A 14,865-nucleotide genomic window follows, 5' to 3' on the forward strand; every position below is an offset into this window, starting at 1 on the left:
GCGATCCTCTCTTTAATTATAAATTCCAAAGTATCAGTGGTGACGCAATGAGCACAATTCACAACGACCGCCATGCCGATTCGTATTATGCCGCATCGGCCAACCCGGCGCCGGAACGCGCCAAGTTGGAAGGCGAGGTCAGTTGCGACGTGTGCGTCATCGGTGCGGGCATCACCGGCTCATCTGCGGCCCTTCACTTGGCCGAACAAGGCTACAACGTGGTGGTGCTCGAAGGTCGTCAAGTCGGCTGGGGGGCCTCGGGGCGCAACGGCGGCCAAGCGATCATCGGCTACAACAAAGGCATTCGCGATATCGCGGGTTTGGTCGGCCGCGACGATGCGCAGAAACTTTGGGATTTGGGCCTGGAATCGAAGAAACTGCTCACCGAAACCGTCGAAAAGCACAACATCCAGTGCGACCTCAAGTGGGGTCACTTGATGATGGCCATCAAACCCCGGCAATTCCGCGAGCTGGAAGAAACCAAGGAAGAGCTTGAAACGGAAACCGGCTATCAAGGCCTGCAAATGCTGAGCAAGGCTGAAGCCCGTGACCGGGTCGGCAGCGACAAGTACATCGGCGCGCTTTATGACCCTGAGAGCGGCCATCTGCACCCGCTGAATTACACCTTGGGTCTGGCTGCCGCCGCCGAGGCCGCCGGCGCCAAGATTTACGAAAATTCGCCCGCCACCCACATCCAAGAAGGCGCGGCCCCTGTCATCACCACCCCGTCGGGTTCCGTGCGCTGCAAGCATGTAATCATGTGCGCCAACGCCTATTTGGAAAAGTTGGAGCCCCGCATCTCGAGCAAGATCATGCCGGTCGGCACCTTCATCATCGCCACCGAGCCGCTCGACGACGCGATGGCGAAAAGTCTGATCCGCGACGATGAAGGCGTGGTCGACATCAATTTCGTGCTCAACTACTGGCGACTTTCCGCTGACAAACGCATGCTGTTCGGCGGCCGGGTGAGCTATTCGGGTTTGGTGCCGTTCGACCTCAAGGCCACCATGGGCAACACCATGCGCAACATTTATCCGCAGTTGCAAGACGCCAGGATCGATTACGCCTGGGGCGGCAACGTCGCCATCACCGTCAACCGCCTGCCGCATTTTGGTCGGGTCGGCAAAAACATCTATTTCGCTCATGGTTTTTCCGGTCACGGTGTTTTGTTCACCGGCCTTGCAGGCAAACTGATGGCCGAGGCCGTTCAGGGCACGGCGGAACGTTTCGACGTGTTCACTCGCATTCCGCACATGTCGTTCCCCGGCGGCGCGCTGATGCGCAAGCCCGCGCTGGTCGCCGCCATGGCGTACTTCAAGCTGCGCGATCTGCTGTAACGCCCAAGGCTGATCCAACCCTTTTTAAAACCACCCAATTACCGAGTGCTGACCTTATGGACCTCCCCGCCAATTTGATTTTCAGTCAGGCCTTCATCGACGGCCTGTGGACCGACAGCGCGAACGGCGCGACTTATCCGATCACCAACCCCGCCACCGGCGAGGTCATCGCCACCGTGCCCGACATGGGGCGCGATGAAACCGCACGCGCCATTGCGGCGGCGGAAAAAGCACGCCCTGCCTGGGCCGCGCAAACCGCGAAGACCCGTGCCGCGATCTTGCGCACATGGTTCGACCTGATCATGGGCCATCAAGAAGAACTGGCGAAAATCGTCACCTTGGAATGCGGCAAGCCGTTGGGCGAGGCGCGCGGCGAAGTCGCCTACGGCGCATCGTTCATCGAATGGTTCGGCGAAGAGGCCAAGCGCCTTTATGGCGAGGTCATTCCCTCACCCGCAGGCAACAGCCGCATCGTCACCTTGCGCCAACCCATCGGCGTGGCCGCCGCGATCACGCCATGGAACTTCCCGCTCGCCATGATCACGCGCAAATGCGCACCCGCCTTGGCGGCCGGTTGTCCGGTGGTGGTGAAACCATCCGAAGACACGCCGCTGACCGCCTTGGCACTGGCCGCGCTGGCGCACAAAGCCGGTTTCCCGGCAGGCACCTTCAACATCGTCACCGCCAGCCGCGGCGCAGAGGTGGGGTTGGAACTGTGCGAAAACCCGATCGTGCGCAAACTGTCGTTCACCGGCTCGACCCCGGTGGGTAAAATTCTCATGCGTCAATGCGCCGACACGGTCACCAAGGTGTCTTTGGAACTGGGCGGCAACGCGCCGTTTATCGTGTTCGACGACGCCGACGTCGATGCCGCCGTCGAAGGCGCACTGGCGTCCAAGTACCGCAACGCCGGGCAAACCTGCGTGTGCGCCAACCGCTTTTTGGTGCAAAGCGGCGTCTACGACGAATTCGCGCAAAAAATGGCCGCCGCCGTGGCGAGCTTCAAGGTCGGTAACGGCCTGGAAGACGGCGTCACCCAAGGCCCGCTGATCAACGCCAAGGGATTGGCCAAGGTCGAGGAACTGGTCGACGACGCCCTGGCCCACGGCGCGAAGGCGTTGTCCGGGGGCGCGGTGCATGCTTTGGGCGGGACCTATTACGAACCCACGGTGCTCACCGACGTCACCCCCGAGATGCGCATCGCCAACGAAGAAATTTTCGGCCCCGTCGCGCCGCTTTATCGTTTCGAGACCGAAGAAGATGCCGTGCGCATCGCTAACGACACGCCGTACGGCCTGGCCGGTTATTTCTACAGCCGCGACATCGGCCGCGTCTGGCGCGTGGCGGAAGCCTTGGAATACGGCATCCTCGGCATCAACGAAGGCATCTTCTCGACCGAAGTCGCACCGTTCGGCGGGGTCAAGGAATCCGGCATCGGCCGCGAAGGCGGCAAGCAAGGCATCGAGGAATACACCGAGATCAAATATCTACGCATCGGCGGCCTTTGACCTCTGGACCTTTCGCGTATACTGGTGAAAATAGCGAATTCGTAACGGATCTTAAAAGGCGGCATCACCATGTCGGACCAACACGCATCCAACCCAAAAAGGGGTGATCAAGCGTTTCGCAAGGATAGCGTTTACGGACGCTGGCCGGAACTGACCCATGGCGGCGCGCTGAGCTTCCTGCGTCGCAAATACAGCGAAGATCTCAACGGCGTAGATGTGGCGGTCAGCGGCATTCCCTACGACTGCGCCACCACCTATCGTCCCGGCGCCCGTCTGGGCCCGCGCGCGATCCGCGCCGCGTCGGTGCAGTTGGCCGAATTGAAAGCCTTTCCCTTCGGCTTTGATCCGTTCGAGCATCTCGCCGTGGTCGACACCGGCGACTGTTTCGTCGACAGCCATTACCCGTCCCAAGTGATCGAGACGATCCAAAGCCACATCGCGCGCATTCTCGATGCGGGCGTACTGCCAATGAGCTTCGGCGGGGACCATTTCGTCACCTATCCGATCTTGCGCGCCATCGCCGACAAGCACGGCCCGGTCGCCTTGATCCATTTCGATGCCCATCCCGACACCTGGGATGACGATGGCGAGCGCTTCGATCACGGCTCGATGTTCCTGCGCGCCAAGAACGAAGGGCTGCTGGATGTCGAAAATTCCGTTCAGGTCGGCATCCGCACTTACAACGACAGCGATCACGGCTTTGAAATTCTCACCTCGCCGTGGATCCACAAAAATGGCGTGGACGCCACCATCGCCGCGATCAAACAGCGCGTCGGCGACACCAAGGTCTATCTGACCTTTGACATCGATTGCCTGGATCCGGCTTTCGCGCCGGGCACCGGCACACCGGTTTCGGGCGGCTTGAGCTCGGCCCAAGCGCTCGACATCGTGCGCGGGCTTGGCGCACTGAATTTCGTCGGCATGGACGTGGTCGAGGTCTCACCGGCCTATGACGTGTCCGAAGTCACTGCCATCGCGGCGGCCACCATCGCCCACGACTTGTTGTGCCTGCTGGCGGAAAAAAAGGGCGCGGTGCGCAGACCCGTCGGGCGTTAAGCCAACGCGTTGCCTGAACACACTTTTCCGTAAAAAGTGTCGTGATCCGATGTGAAAAATCGGGCATTGTTGGGTCATGCGCACACGTTCATCGACACCATCCGATTCTCAACATCGCGACAACATCCAAACGATGTTCGAGCTGGTGGCGCCGCGCTACGACCTGATGAACGATTTGATGAGCTTCGCCACCCATCGTTTGTGGAAGCGCGCCATGGTGCGCAAGGCACCACAATGTTCCGGTGGCTTCGCGGTCGATGTTGCGGGTGGCACCGGCGACATAGCCCGCTTGCTCCATCAACGCGGCTGGAACGTGACGGTGTGCGACCCCAGCGCCGGAATGATGCGGGCAGGACGCCCCCGCCAACCGAGCGAGATTTCTTGGGTTGCGGGTTTGGGGGAAAGCTTGCCGTTCGCCGACGCGTCGCTCGACCTGCTCACCGTCAGTTTCGGCCTACGCAACATGACCCGACCGCAACACGCGTTAGCGGAAGCCATACGCGTGCTCAAACCCGGCGGTCGCTTCATCTGCCTGGAATTCAGCACCCCGGCGTGGTGGTTGAAACCGTTTTACGATTGGTATTCCGAACACATCATCCCGCGCCTGGGCGCCATGGTCGCGGGACGACCCGAGGCTTATCGCTATCTGGTCGATTCGATCCGCGAATTTCCCGATCAAGATACTTTGAAGGAACAAATGCAAGCTGCGGGCTTTGCCGACGTGACCTACACGAACCTGTCGTTCGGCATCGCCGCCATCCATGTCGGAAGCAAGACGTCATGACCGCCCGCCCAACCGGCCTGAATTTGTGGTGGCAAGCCATTCGCCCAAAGACCTTGGGCATGGCAGCAAGCCCAGTGGTGCTGGCCAGCGCGCTGGCTTGGGCGGGCGACAGCCCCATCGCGCATCCGGAAGTTCCGATCGTCATCTTGCTGTGCGCGCTGGCCATTCAGGCCGGAACCAACCTGTTCAACGATGCTCAGGATTTCCTCAACGGTACCGACGACATCGACGGCGCTGAACGTCTGGGACCGCCACGCGTCACCGCACTGGGTTGGGCGTTGCCGCACCAAGTATCGGCTGCCGGATTGACGGCGTTTTTGATCGCGCTTTTGGGCGGGCTTTACCTCATCACCATCGGCGGTTGGCCGATCTTTTTCCTCGGCCTCGGGTCGCTGTGGGCAGGCTACCTATATTCCCATGGTCCCTATCCAATCTCGCGCTCGCCGTTCGGTGAACTCGTGGTGATCGCTTTTTTCGGCGTCGCGGCGGTATCCGGCACCTATTATCTGCACACTGGCCACGTCGGCATGTCGACTTGGATCTGGGGCATCGCCATGGGGCTTCCCGCAGGCGCGGTGCTGTTGCTCAACAATGTACGCGATGAAGCGGGCGATCGTCTTGCCGGGCGCAAGACCTTGGCGATTTTGATCGGCGTCAAGGCTTCACACGCCCTTTATGCCATCTTGGTGTTGGCTCCGTACGGCGTCTCGGCGCTGAGCGTTGCGACGGGTCTAATGGCTGTGGGTGCCTTGTTGGGCATCGCCACCTTGCCGCTGGCGTTGCGCAACGCGCGAACGTTTCGTGACACCGCGCCAAGCGCAAGCCTAAACCCCCTACTCGGCGCGACTGTGCGCTGCCAAGGGTTGTTCGCCATCTCGACCGCGCTGGGTCTGTTCGCGTCCCTATATGTCACGATGCCTGGACCATAAGACACCCTCGCCATTTGACTGGGCGGCATTCCCGCCTAAAATACGCAACCTTTTATGTCTGGAAAGCCCACACTATGTCGACGGATATTCTGCTCCCCATCGGTTTGGCCTTTATCATGTTCTCAATCGGCCTTGGCCTCAAAATCGAAGATTTCACCCGTGTGGTGCTCTATCCGCGCGCTATTTTCGTTGGGCTGCTCAACCAGATCATACTGTTGCCGTTGATCGGACTCGCGGTGCTGGTCGGTTATGAGGGGCGGCCTGAATTCGCTTTGGGCCTGATGATCTTGGCGGCCTCGCCGGGCGGCATCACGTCCAACCTGCTGACCACCCTGGCAGGCGGCAATGCGGCCTTGTCTGTATCCATGACAGCGATCACCAGCCTCATCAGCGTTGTATCCGTGCCCGTCATTTTGGGTTTTTCCCAAGTTTTCTTTCTCGGCACGGGCCAGGACGTGCAAATGCCCTTAGGCTTTATCATGGGCTCGATCCTGGTCGTGACCGGCCTGCCCATCGCGCTCGGCATGGGCTTGCAGGCGTGGAAACCCGACAGCGCCAATTGGCTGCGGCCAAAGGCACGTCACCTCGCCACCATCATCTTCGCGCTGATCGTCGCCAGCGCGTTCGTCGGTCAAATGGACAATATCCTCAATTATTTCACCGAAATCGGCCCGCGCTTGGTGATCCTCAACGTCGCGACCATGGCGCTGGGCATGTTCACCGCACGTGCCCTGGGTTTAGCCCACAGTGACCGCATTGCCATTGCATTGGAATGTGGGCTGCAAAATGCCGCCTTGGCGATCTTTATCGCCGTTTCGGTGTTGGGCAATCCGATTTTGGTGGTCCCGGCGATCACTTATGCCTTGGTCATGAACATCACGGCAGCCGGGTTTATCGTGTGGGCGCGCCGACCACAGCTTCGCACCGCAACCGACTGACCCTTGGCGATGCAACCCATCGTCCTTCAACGTGTCGTCGCCCTGAGCCCCGATCAGCTGTTTGCCGTCGCCGCCAACATCGAGGCTTATCCCGAGTTCGTGCCCAACTGCGTGGCGACGCGTATTCGCCAGCGCACCGATGACACATGGCTGGTGGACAATGTGTTTCGCTGGGGGCCGGTGCCGATCCGCTTTCGCACCCGTGCCACGATGCGACCGCCACGCGAGATCGATATCCGCTCGATCGACAGCGTGCTCATAGATTTATCTTTGAAATGGCGCTTCGTTGCCTATGACGGCGGCACCGAGGTGACGTTTGAAATGGCCCTCGACCTGCCCGGACCGAAACTCGGCCTGATGGAACAATCCCTGCGCAAGCAAGCCGAAGCCTTCGAGCGCGCATTTTTGGCGCGCGCCGCTCAGTCGTCGAGCGTGGAGAAATAAGCCAATAAATTCTGCACGTCGTCTTCCGACAGGGGGACGATCAACCGCTTAGGGCGCGGGTGCAACCGCGCATCGGCGCGCATTTCGCGAAATTGCTTAGCCAAGTACTTGATGTATTGCCCCGCCAGCGGTGGGTCATGGGGACGGCCCTCACCTTTTTCGCCGTGGCAGCGTGCACAGTTTTCTTTATAAAGCGCAGCACCTTTATCGACATCGCCCGGGGCACGGGGAATCTGCAACACCCGCTTGGCCGCCAACAGTCGTTCGTAGCCATCAACCTGACCTTCCATTTCCGGCAATCGGGTATCGAGGGTCATTTTGGTGATATACGCTGAAACGTCGAGAATATCTTGATCGTTCAGTTCCCGTTCGACGGTAAACGGATACATGGGAATATTGACCCGCTCGCGGGCTTTGAACGCTTTCAACTGGCTGATCAGGTACTCGGTTGAAAACCCGGCTAGACGTGGATAATCCCCGCCACCGCCGCCTTGACCCTCAGGACCATGGCACGGCGCGCAAACGACATAGATGTCCTTGCCGTCTTCGGCGTAGCCTTGTTCCTGCGCCATCACGACGCCGGGCACGGCGAAACTGCATGCCAAGACAAGGGCCGCCAAGCGTTTCACTGCAAGTCTCCTCGACGAAACAATACGAAGCCCAGTACCGCGCACAATGTGCCGAACACCGCCGGATACAGAAAACCGTAGATCAAGAACCCTGTACGCCCCAGCGCATCCAAGATCACGTGCGCAGCTGGCCCCATCAAAATCAGTTCCGGATCGAACACCAGCATCGACGCGGTGCGAAACACCTGCATGGGATTGAGCAGCGCAATTGTCACTACCACTTCGTGAGGCATCTGTTCGCGCACCATCGCGCCCAGCAAAATCAGATCGAGAAACAACAGCAACACCAACCACACGGTGAACGCCGCCCCTTGGGCAACGTCGGACGTCTTGGCGATGGTGGAAATCAACATGCCGATGCCCAAAAAGCACCACGTCAACGACACCAGCATGGCTGTACTGAAGAGGAACTCGGACCACGGCACGTCGAAACCGCGCACCGCCGCCCAGATCACCGCCAACACCACGGCCAGAAACACCGGCAAAAACACCGTAACGTACCGGCCCAACAGCTTACCCCAGTACCACGCACCCAACGGCACCGGCAGCGCCAGCATATATTCCAACACCCCGGCTTCGCGGTCGCCAGCGACCGAGCGCACCATGGTGATGAGAATAAAGATCGGCAAGATCGCCATACAAATCTGAATGTAGGTGGTCAGCGTGCGCGACAAACCGGTAAAGCCCATGACGCGAGATTCGGTCAAACCCGATGCCAACAGCAACACCATCACGGCACCGAACACCAGGCTGTAGACCAAAAACCACCGTGCCCTGATGGATTCCTGGTACTCGAGGCGCGCGGTATGGAGGAGCGGTTTGAGCATGGCGTTATTCGTTTCTATCCGGAACTTTGCAAATGTGATTCGGAGCATCGGCGAGAATTTTCGACGTCAGCGCGACAAAATCGATACCGACCGGATCGCCTGCCGACGTCGGCGCGAAAGCCGTGTAGCCGTAGTTCATCGGTGTCAATTCACCGCGCACATAGTGAGCCTCGCGCGCGTTCAGCCAGACCATTTTTTCACGGGTGCTGGAACCTTCGGCCACCCAGATTTCCGTCGCCTGGTCCCCCGCCCAATGCTGATCGTTAAGCCAATTGATGGCGCAACCGATATCGTCGAACTTATAGAGCTTGTTTTTCTCGCCGCCGCGCACCTCGGCGGCGAAGCGCGGATCGCTGACGAACATCTTGCACAGTTCGCACACGTCACGATCCCAGTGAATATCCTCGGGACCGGATTTATCACCGTCTCCGCACGCCGCCAGAACAAGCACCGCGCCAACCATCAACAGTCGGGTGATCAAACGTTGCATCACTTCAACTCCAACGCCGCGATGAGACCGGCGTAACGCGACATCATGGCCAAAAAGCGCAACCGATCGGGTCCGGCCACCGTGCCGGTCCACGCCAAGCCGTCTCCGGTGGCGACAAACCCCCACGACGTCAACGATTTGGATAAAGCTTCCTCGGCACGGACCAGTCGTAGCGTGCAGGCTTGCAACGCCGATGGGTCGACGGTGTCCTCGACGTGATCGTCAAGAACCACCTTGCCGCGATCCAGTTCGATCACGCGGTTGACCAGCGCAGCGACCTCGTCGATGCGGTGGCTGGACATCAGCATCACCGTACCGTCCAAACGCTCGGACAACAGATTGAAAAAGATCTTGCGCGATTCCGGGTCCAGGTTTGCGGCCGGTTCATCCATCACCAAGATGTCGCTGTCGCGCCCGAGCGCGATACCGATGAGCAGTTTCTGTTTTTGCCCGCCCGACAACTTGACGAACGGCTGGCGACGGATCACATCCATGTCCAGGCCCAGCTGTTCGGCGACGTGCTCCATCCGTTTGGGATCCGTGTTACACACGCTGGCGGAAAAATTGATCAGCTCGCCGACCGGTATTTTCAACGGCGGCGGCAATTGCGGCACGAAGCCGATGCGCGCCAAAACGCCACGACGGTCTTGGCGTGGATCGATGCCATCGACCCTGACCTTGCCTTGACAGACATATTCACCCAGCAGACAGCGGATCAACGTGGTCTTGCCCGCGCCGTTGGATCCCACCAGCGCCACCCGATTGCCACGGCCCAACGACAAGGAAATGTCGTCGAGCACGGCGCGACGCTGAAAGGTTTTCGAAATCGCTTGAAATTCGATCATCTGCGGACGGTTCTTTTCTTCGCTTAGAGTAACTTGTTGAGGCCTTTGACATCGTACGTCAAAGAATCTGTCGGGCAGATGTCGACACACATACCGCAGCGCGTACAGTCGGCGCCGATGTCGCTGTTCACGGTCAGGGCAAAGCCTTTTTTGGTCACCTCCAACACATGGGGAACCAAACACACGGTCCGGCAGTCGCCTTCATGCAAACAATTTTCCAGATTGTAGGTCACATGAACCGGCGAGGTGATGCCGACCATGCCATAGGTCAAGCCGATTGGGCACATGTAACGGCACCAGGCGCGGCGGGTAACGAACACTTCAAACGCCAACAGCACCGCGACCCAAATCAGCGCCAGACCGGGACCGTAAATCATCGCGCGGGACAAAATACCCACCGGCGAGATGGCCTCGAACACCGTATAACCAGTGGCGAACGCCAACCCGGCAAATATGACGTACAGCACCGTGCGCACGCCGCGATGCATGGGCAGATCGCGCACCAGCTTCATGTCGGCAAGACGCAGGTGGATTTTTTCCGCCAGTTCCGACAACAGATGATACGGGCACACCCACGAACAGAACGTGCGCCCCCCCAACAACCACCACAACAGCAACACCGTCGCCGTGCCGATCACCAGATTGATGAGGATTTCCTTGAACGCCAGCATCACCTGGATCGAGGCGTTGAGATCGGCGAAATGAAAGCCGATCACGCGCGACGCGGACAACGATCCTTCGATCAACTGCACGTCCCACGAAAACGAAATCACGAACAGTGCGTTGACGATCAAGATCGACGCCCAGCGGCGGTTGCGCCATTTGTGCGACGGATGCAGATCGCGCTCGGCCTTGATGGCGGCGACGCGTTCTTTCTTACCTTCCGTGCCGCGCTTGCTTTCGTGCATGGCGCGCGCATCATCGGAATAGGCGCTGTCATCGGGTTTGTTGCCGGGGGTGCGGCCGAACATTTCGGCGATGGAGCTCAACATAGACATCAGCCGTCCTCCCAACGCTTGCGAATATCGACGACGATCGCGGGCGGATCGACCGGGCAAATCATTTCACACATGCCACAACCGACGCACTTGTCGAACACCACCGGGGTGCCGCGCAGGTCAGAGGGATCGAAGTTGACGCGCTCCAACGTGATCGCGCCTTCGATCGGACATTCGCGCACACACAGGTCGCACAGCTCCAAATCATATGGATGGTCGGCGATGCGTATCGGCGTCCAGCGGTCCACTTCCATGTAACGATGCATGCCGGGGAAATCATCGCCGCGCGCGGTGCCTTTGACGCCCTTGCCCAGACGCGCTAGGCACGCCTTGGGGCGCGATAGCCGCGCCACGCCCATGCGCACTTGCTCTTTCACATCGACGTTGTGCGACAACGCCCCGGTGGGACACGCCAACACGCATTGCACCGCGTCGCAGGAAAAGTCGCATGCTTGGCTGCGCGCATCGATGTAGGGCACGCCGACGCCAAAGCCCTCATCGAGATCGCCCAGTTTAATGGCCTCGACTGGACAGACCTGAACGCACTGTCCGCACTTGATGCAGGCGGCGAGGAATTTGTCTTCCTCCAACGCGCCGGGCGGTCGCAAACGGTCCATCCAATGTTTGACCACCGGGAAAAACCCCAGCAGCGCCGCACCGACGACACCGGCCCCTGCACCGATGGAGCGCAAGATACGGCGGCGTTCACGGAGCTGACGCACCGTGACCGGCTTCTTCTTCGGTTTTGAATTGGCGTCGGACATTGTTCGTCTCTGATTGTTACTGGTTCATGTACTTGGGCACCCGAGTGGACAGGCCAAACGGATCGTATTTGATTTTGCTTTCGCTGTCGGGGTCGTTGTTCTCACCCTTTATTTCGGCGGCACGAGCCACCTTGACATCGGGGGTCATCTTCGGTCGCGGATCTTTCAACAGCACGATCGGTTCGGAAAACGGTGCCAAACGTTCTAGAAAATCGAGCATCGACAACACCGCCGAACCCTTGAAGAACGAAGCCGCCGGAACGTCCATCCACAACCGGTCGGCATAGACGCGCATCTCATGCACGCTGTCGCCGATGCCGTCGCGGTTGCGGTCGAAACCTTGGTAGTCATCCCAGTAGTTTCCGTCCCAGGCGTTGCGCTGGGCGCTGGCGCCCGCGTTCACCGAGACCTGCACGAAGTTGGATTCGAAACGATTGTCTTCCAATACGTTTCCGGTCCAATCGTTGTGAAACAGAATGCCGATGGAATTGAACGCGAGATAATTGCGGCGAATGCGGTTGGTGGTGTCGGGCTGGTAGGGCGAGACGTCCATATAGATGCCGGTGGCGCAATAGACGATGGTGTTGTCTTCCAACGTGACATCGCTGCTTTCCTTCATGCCGATGCCCATGCCCGTAGCGCCGAGACCGTGGGAAATGCGGTTTCCGCGCATTTCGACGCCGTCGCTGTACATCAGGAACGTTCCCACCGAATTCCCCTGGAAACGATTGTCCTTAACCAGATTGTACTGCGCATACATGAAGTGCAGACCGTAGCGTCCGCCGCTGATGGCGTTGGACGCGATGACGTTGTCGCGCGAATACCACACCACCATGTCGCGGGCGTCGGTGATGGTGTTGTCTTCGATGCGATTTTTGTTGCTGTACCACAAACGAATGCCGTCACCACGCACGCCCAAGTCGAATTTTTTCGAACCGATGCGATTGCGGGTCACGATGTTGTTGTCGGACTTTTGAATGTCGATGCCGAACAAATTGTCGGTGATGACGTTATCCTTGATGACGTTATAACTGCCGCGCACCTGAATGCCGGCATCCAGGTCGTTGTGGGATTCACCGGTGTTTCGCAGATGCAGGCCGCGAATGGTTGCGCCATCGGCCTGTAAGACGATGACGCTTCCAACGCCACCGCTATCGATGGTGACTTGCCCCGCGCCGTCGAGCGTAATCGCCTTGTCAATCAAGAGCGGGCCGGCGTACAGCCCCGGGTCCGGGGTGATGACGTCGCCGGGCTTGGCGGCGTCAATCAGCGGCTGCAGCGACGCCATCGCCGCCGCCCAAGCCGACCCCGGCACGGCGCATATCAGCCCTGCCACAACCGTGATCATTTTCGTTAGACAGCGATACGGGTTGCCCATGACCGCATCCTCGACAGCTTAGCTGTCGTCCCCCGTCTCGATCATGTGCTTGCGCCTCAGCAACGCTGCGAACGCCAACGCCACCGACGACGCCACCAACAACCCATAACCGTAGTGAGGATACGAATAGGTCGCAAACTGCGCCACCTTGCCTTGCCCCAACACGGTGGGCATGAAAGGTTTCAAGGTGAACGCGCCCATTTCGTTGAGGCTATGGCCGAACCACCACAGCCAACCTGCGTAATCGACGATGAAAAACACCGGCAGCAAGATCGGCACCAATATCGTCAGCCAGTAGATCGGCTTCCACCGCCCCACGCCGACGATCAGCAGCAACATGGCGGCCATGAGCACACCGTAAGAGATATGCGCCGCCAATGTCATGGTCTTGACGTTGGTATCGATGATGTCTTGTTGACGGAAGTATCGGCCCAGGGCTTCGTTGTAGCCTTCCTGCAGCATTTCGATGCCGGACCACGCCTCATATTCGTCGGGATCGAGATCCATGGTCGTGACCACGTCGGTAACGTAATTCGGCGACAAATACTGATGCCCGCCCGGAGTATAGAGGGAGACCGTCATCCAGCCGCCAATAGCCACACAGCCGACGGTCGTGACGATGGTTCGCGCTCGCCGTCCCGGCACCACGAAAATGACGATCATCAACCCCAACAGAGTAAACACGAACGGCGACAACACTCGTTCGACCGGACCGCCCGCGGCGATGGGATACATGCCGACATAGTGGTTGATGGCATCCATTTCGTGTTTGCAGTTGAGCGCTTCGTCTTCTTGCTTTTCGGCAACGTCGACTTTTTTGCAGCCGTTGAATACGCCGTCCATGTGGAAGTGGATACGAATGCCCTGGGGAAAAGCGACTTCGGGATACTGCGGCGCTTTCAAGGACACCCACCACGTCGGCGAGACATATGCGAACGCCAACATGACGAGCGCAGCGAAGGCCAAAGCGCGCACGACCAACATGCGGCCAGATGAGGTTGAACTGGAGCTATTTTGATCGGTCATGTGTTTGGTGTCCTCAATGCCTGCCCTGTTTTCAGGGCTTCGTATGCGGGGAGCTTTATTATGGCATGCCTTTCCCCGGAAAGGGAAAGGGGACCGAAGCGGAGGAACGGGGTCGCCCACCAACCCACGCTTCGGCCCGTACTTTCGAGATCAATCTTCAGCGGATCACTTGAAGTCCGGGTTTTCCCAACCGGGCGTACCGACTTTGTCCGCAGGCGGCTTCTGACGCGACACGAAATCCATCACGGCGACCATATCTTTGTCGGAGAAGCCTTGAATCTGCTTGATCATGTCAGGGTTGGCGTTGCGGCGCTTGCCATCACGGATCCATTCAAACTGGCGCAGCAGATAATTGTAGTGCTGGCCTTGGATGCGCGGATAGTATTTTTCCGGCATGCCTTCGCCGTTCTCACCGTGACAGCGCACGCAGTTGTCTTTGTACAACTGTTCGCCCAACGCCAAATCGGTGCCCGGCCCGACGCCCGGTTCCGGGTTCATCGGCAAGGTCGCGATGTATTCGGCGACGTCGGCGATCGACTGCGGGCCACCGATGGATTCGGGCAACGCGAACGGATACATGGTCGGGTTGTCGCGGTTCAGCGCGCGAATGTCGGCCAATTGCTTGATGATCACTTTACGGTGCTGGCCGGCCAACTGCGGGAAGGTGCCGTCGGTCTGACCCCAGCCTTCGTAGAGGTGACACGCTGCACAGACTTCATAGACCTCGATACCATTTTCGACATTCGGCTCCAGATGCAACGCTTCATCCTGCTCGCCACCGCCTTGGTTCCAGGTGGTCGGTTGCTGAGCAACCGTCGGACCGGCCATCAACACAGTGGCGGCTACGGTTGCGACAAGTGCGGTCATTTTAAATTGCATAGTCATTCTCATCTCCATCAATGCCTTTGGCGT

16 protein-coding genes are annotated in these 14,865 nt (G+C 59.1%); 7 read left to right on the top strand and 9 right to left on the bottom strand.

The genetic code is table 11. From position 1 onward, the window contains the following. Window positions 1–47 precede the first annotated feature (47 nt). The 7 genes from VIN96_RS15740 to VIN96_RS15770 all read left to right on the top strand — a co-directional run bounded on the left by VIN96_RS15740 (window position 48) and on the right by VIN96_RS15770 (window position 6,996). Window positions 48–1,337 carry an FAD-binding oxidoreductase gene (locus tag VIN96_RS15740; RefSeq protein ID WP_331897494.1) on the top strand — a complete coding sequence of 430 codons (1,290 nt, stop codon included), beginning with the start codon at window positions 48–50 and terminating at the stop codon, window positions 1,335–1,337. Between the two features lie 56 nt (window positions 1,338–1,393). After that, complete coding sequence (locus VIN96_RS15745; RefSeq protein WP_331897495.1) at window positions 1,394–2,845, top strand: NAD-dependent succinate-semialdehyde dehydrogenase; 1,452 nt, start codon at window positions 1,394–1,396, stop codon at window positions 2,843–2,845. Window positions 2,846–2,914: 69 nt separating this feature from the next. Further along, a complete protein-coding gene (speB, locus tag VIN96_RS15750) occupies window positions 2,915–3,901 on the top strand; it encodes an agmatinase (protein WP_331897496.1) in 987 nt (328 codons plus the stop codon). Between the two features lie 76 nt (window positions 3,902–3,977). Next, a complete protein-coding gene (locus VIN96_RS15755; RefSeq protein WP_331897498.1) occupies window positions 3,978–4,685 on the top strand; it encodes a class I SAM-dependent methyltransferase in 708 nt (235 codons plus the stop codon). Beyond that, entirely contained in the window at window positions 4,682–5,614 is a 933-nt protein-coding gene (gene menA / locus VIN96_RS15760; protein ID WP_331897500.1) for a 1,4-dihydroxy-2-naphthoate octaprenyltransferase, read from the top strand. Before VIN96_RS15755 ends, menA begins: the two co-directional genes overlap by 4 nt. Before the next feature lie 74 nt (window positions 5,615–5,688). Beyond that, a complete protein-coding gene (locus VIN96_RS15765; protein WP_331897501.1) occupies window positions 5,689–6,552 on the top strand; it encodes a bile acid:sodium symporter family protein in 864 nt (287 codons plus the stop codon). A gap of 9 nt (window positions 6,553–6,561) precedes the next feature. Then, entirely contained in the window at window positions 6,562–6,996 is a 435-nt protein-coding gene (locus VIN96_RS15770) for a type II toxin-antitoxin system RatA family toxin (RefSeq protein ID WP_331897503.1), read from the top strand. Here the strand turns inward: VIN96_RS15770 and VIN96_RS15775 are convergent. The 9 genes from VIN96_RS15775 to VIN96_RS15815 all read right to left on the bottom strand — a co-directional run bounded on the left by VIN96_RS15775 (window position 6,972) and on the right by VIN96_RS15815 (window position 14,838). Next, complete coding sequence (locus tag VIN96_RS15775; protein WP_331897505.1) at window positions 6,972–7,625, bottom strand: c-type cytochrome; 654 nt, start codon at window positions 7,623–7,625, stop codon at window positions 6,972–6,974. The two genes, VIN96_RS15770 and VIN96_RS15775, sit on opposite strands and share 25 nt — an antisense overlap. Next, window positions 7,622–8,452, bottom strand: coding sequence for an ABC transporter permease (locus VIN96_RS15780; protein WP_331897506.1), 831 nt, complete (start codon window positions 8,450–8,452; stop codon window positions 7,622–7,624). The genes VIN96_RS15775 and VIN96_RS15780 overlap by 4 nt, the downstream gene beginning before the upstream one ends. Before the next feature lie 4 nt (window positions 8,453–8,456). Further along, complete coding sequence (locus tag VIN96_RS15785) at window positions 8,457–8,942, bottom strand: nitrous oxide reductase accessory protein NosL (RefSeq protein WP_331897508.1); 486 nt, start codon at window positions 8,940–8,942, stop codon at window positions 8,457–8,459. Next, complete coding sequence (locus VIN96_RS15790; protein WP_331897510.1) at window positions 8,942–9,787, bottom strand: ABC transporter ATP-binding protein; 846 nt, start codon at window positions 9,785–9,787, stop codon at window positions 8,942–8,944. The genes VIN96_RS15785 and VIN96_RS15790 overlap by 1 nt, the downstream gene beginning before the upstream one ends. 23 nt (window positions 9,788–9,810) lie before the next feature. Then, window positions 9,811–10,785, bottom strand: coding sequence for a NapH/MauN family ferredoxin-type protein (locus tag VIN96_RS15795; protein WP_331897512.1), 975 nt, complete (start codon window positions 10,783–10,785; stop codon window positions 9,811–9,813). Further along, a complete protein-coding gene (locus VIN96_RS15800) occupies window positions 10,785–11,549 on the bottom strand; it encodes a 4Fe-4S dicluster domain-containing protein (RefSeq protein ID WP_331897514.1) in 765 nt (254 codons plus the stop codon). Before VIN96_RS15800 ends, VIN96_RS15795 begins: the two co-directional genes overlap by 1 nt. 16 nt (window positions 11,550–11,565) lie before the next feature. Continuing rightward, a complete protein-coding gene (gene nosD, locus VIN96_RS15805) occupies window positions 11,566–12,927 on the bottom strand; it encodes a nitrous oxide reductase family maturation protein NosD (RefSeq protein WP_331897516.1) in 1,362 nt (453 codons plus the stop codon). A gap of 18 nt (window positions 12,928–12,945) precedes the next feature. Beyond that, the gene (locus VIN96_RS15810; RefSeq protein WP_331897518.1) at window positions 12,946–13,953 is read right to left on the bottom strand and encodes a hypothetical protein; all 1,008 of its coding nucleotides are present in this window, start codon (window positions 13,951–13,953) and stop codon (window positions 12,946–12,948) included. Between the two features lie 165 nt (window positions 13,954–14,118). Then, the gene (locus VIN96_RS15815; RefSeq protein WP_331897520.1) at window positions 14,119–14,838 is read right to left on the bottom strand and encodes a c-type cytochrome; all 720 of its coding nucleotides are present in this window, start codon (window positions 14,836–14,838) and stop codon (window positions 14,119–14,121) included. Between the last annotated feature and the right edge of the window lie 27 nt (window positions 14,839–14,865).

It is taken from the genome of Magnetovibrio sp. (assembly GCF_036568125.1).
Lineage (GTDB): Bacteria > Pseudomonadota > Alphaproteobacteria > Rhodospirillales > Magnetovibrionaceae > Magnetovibrio.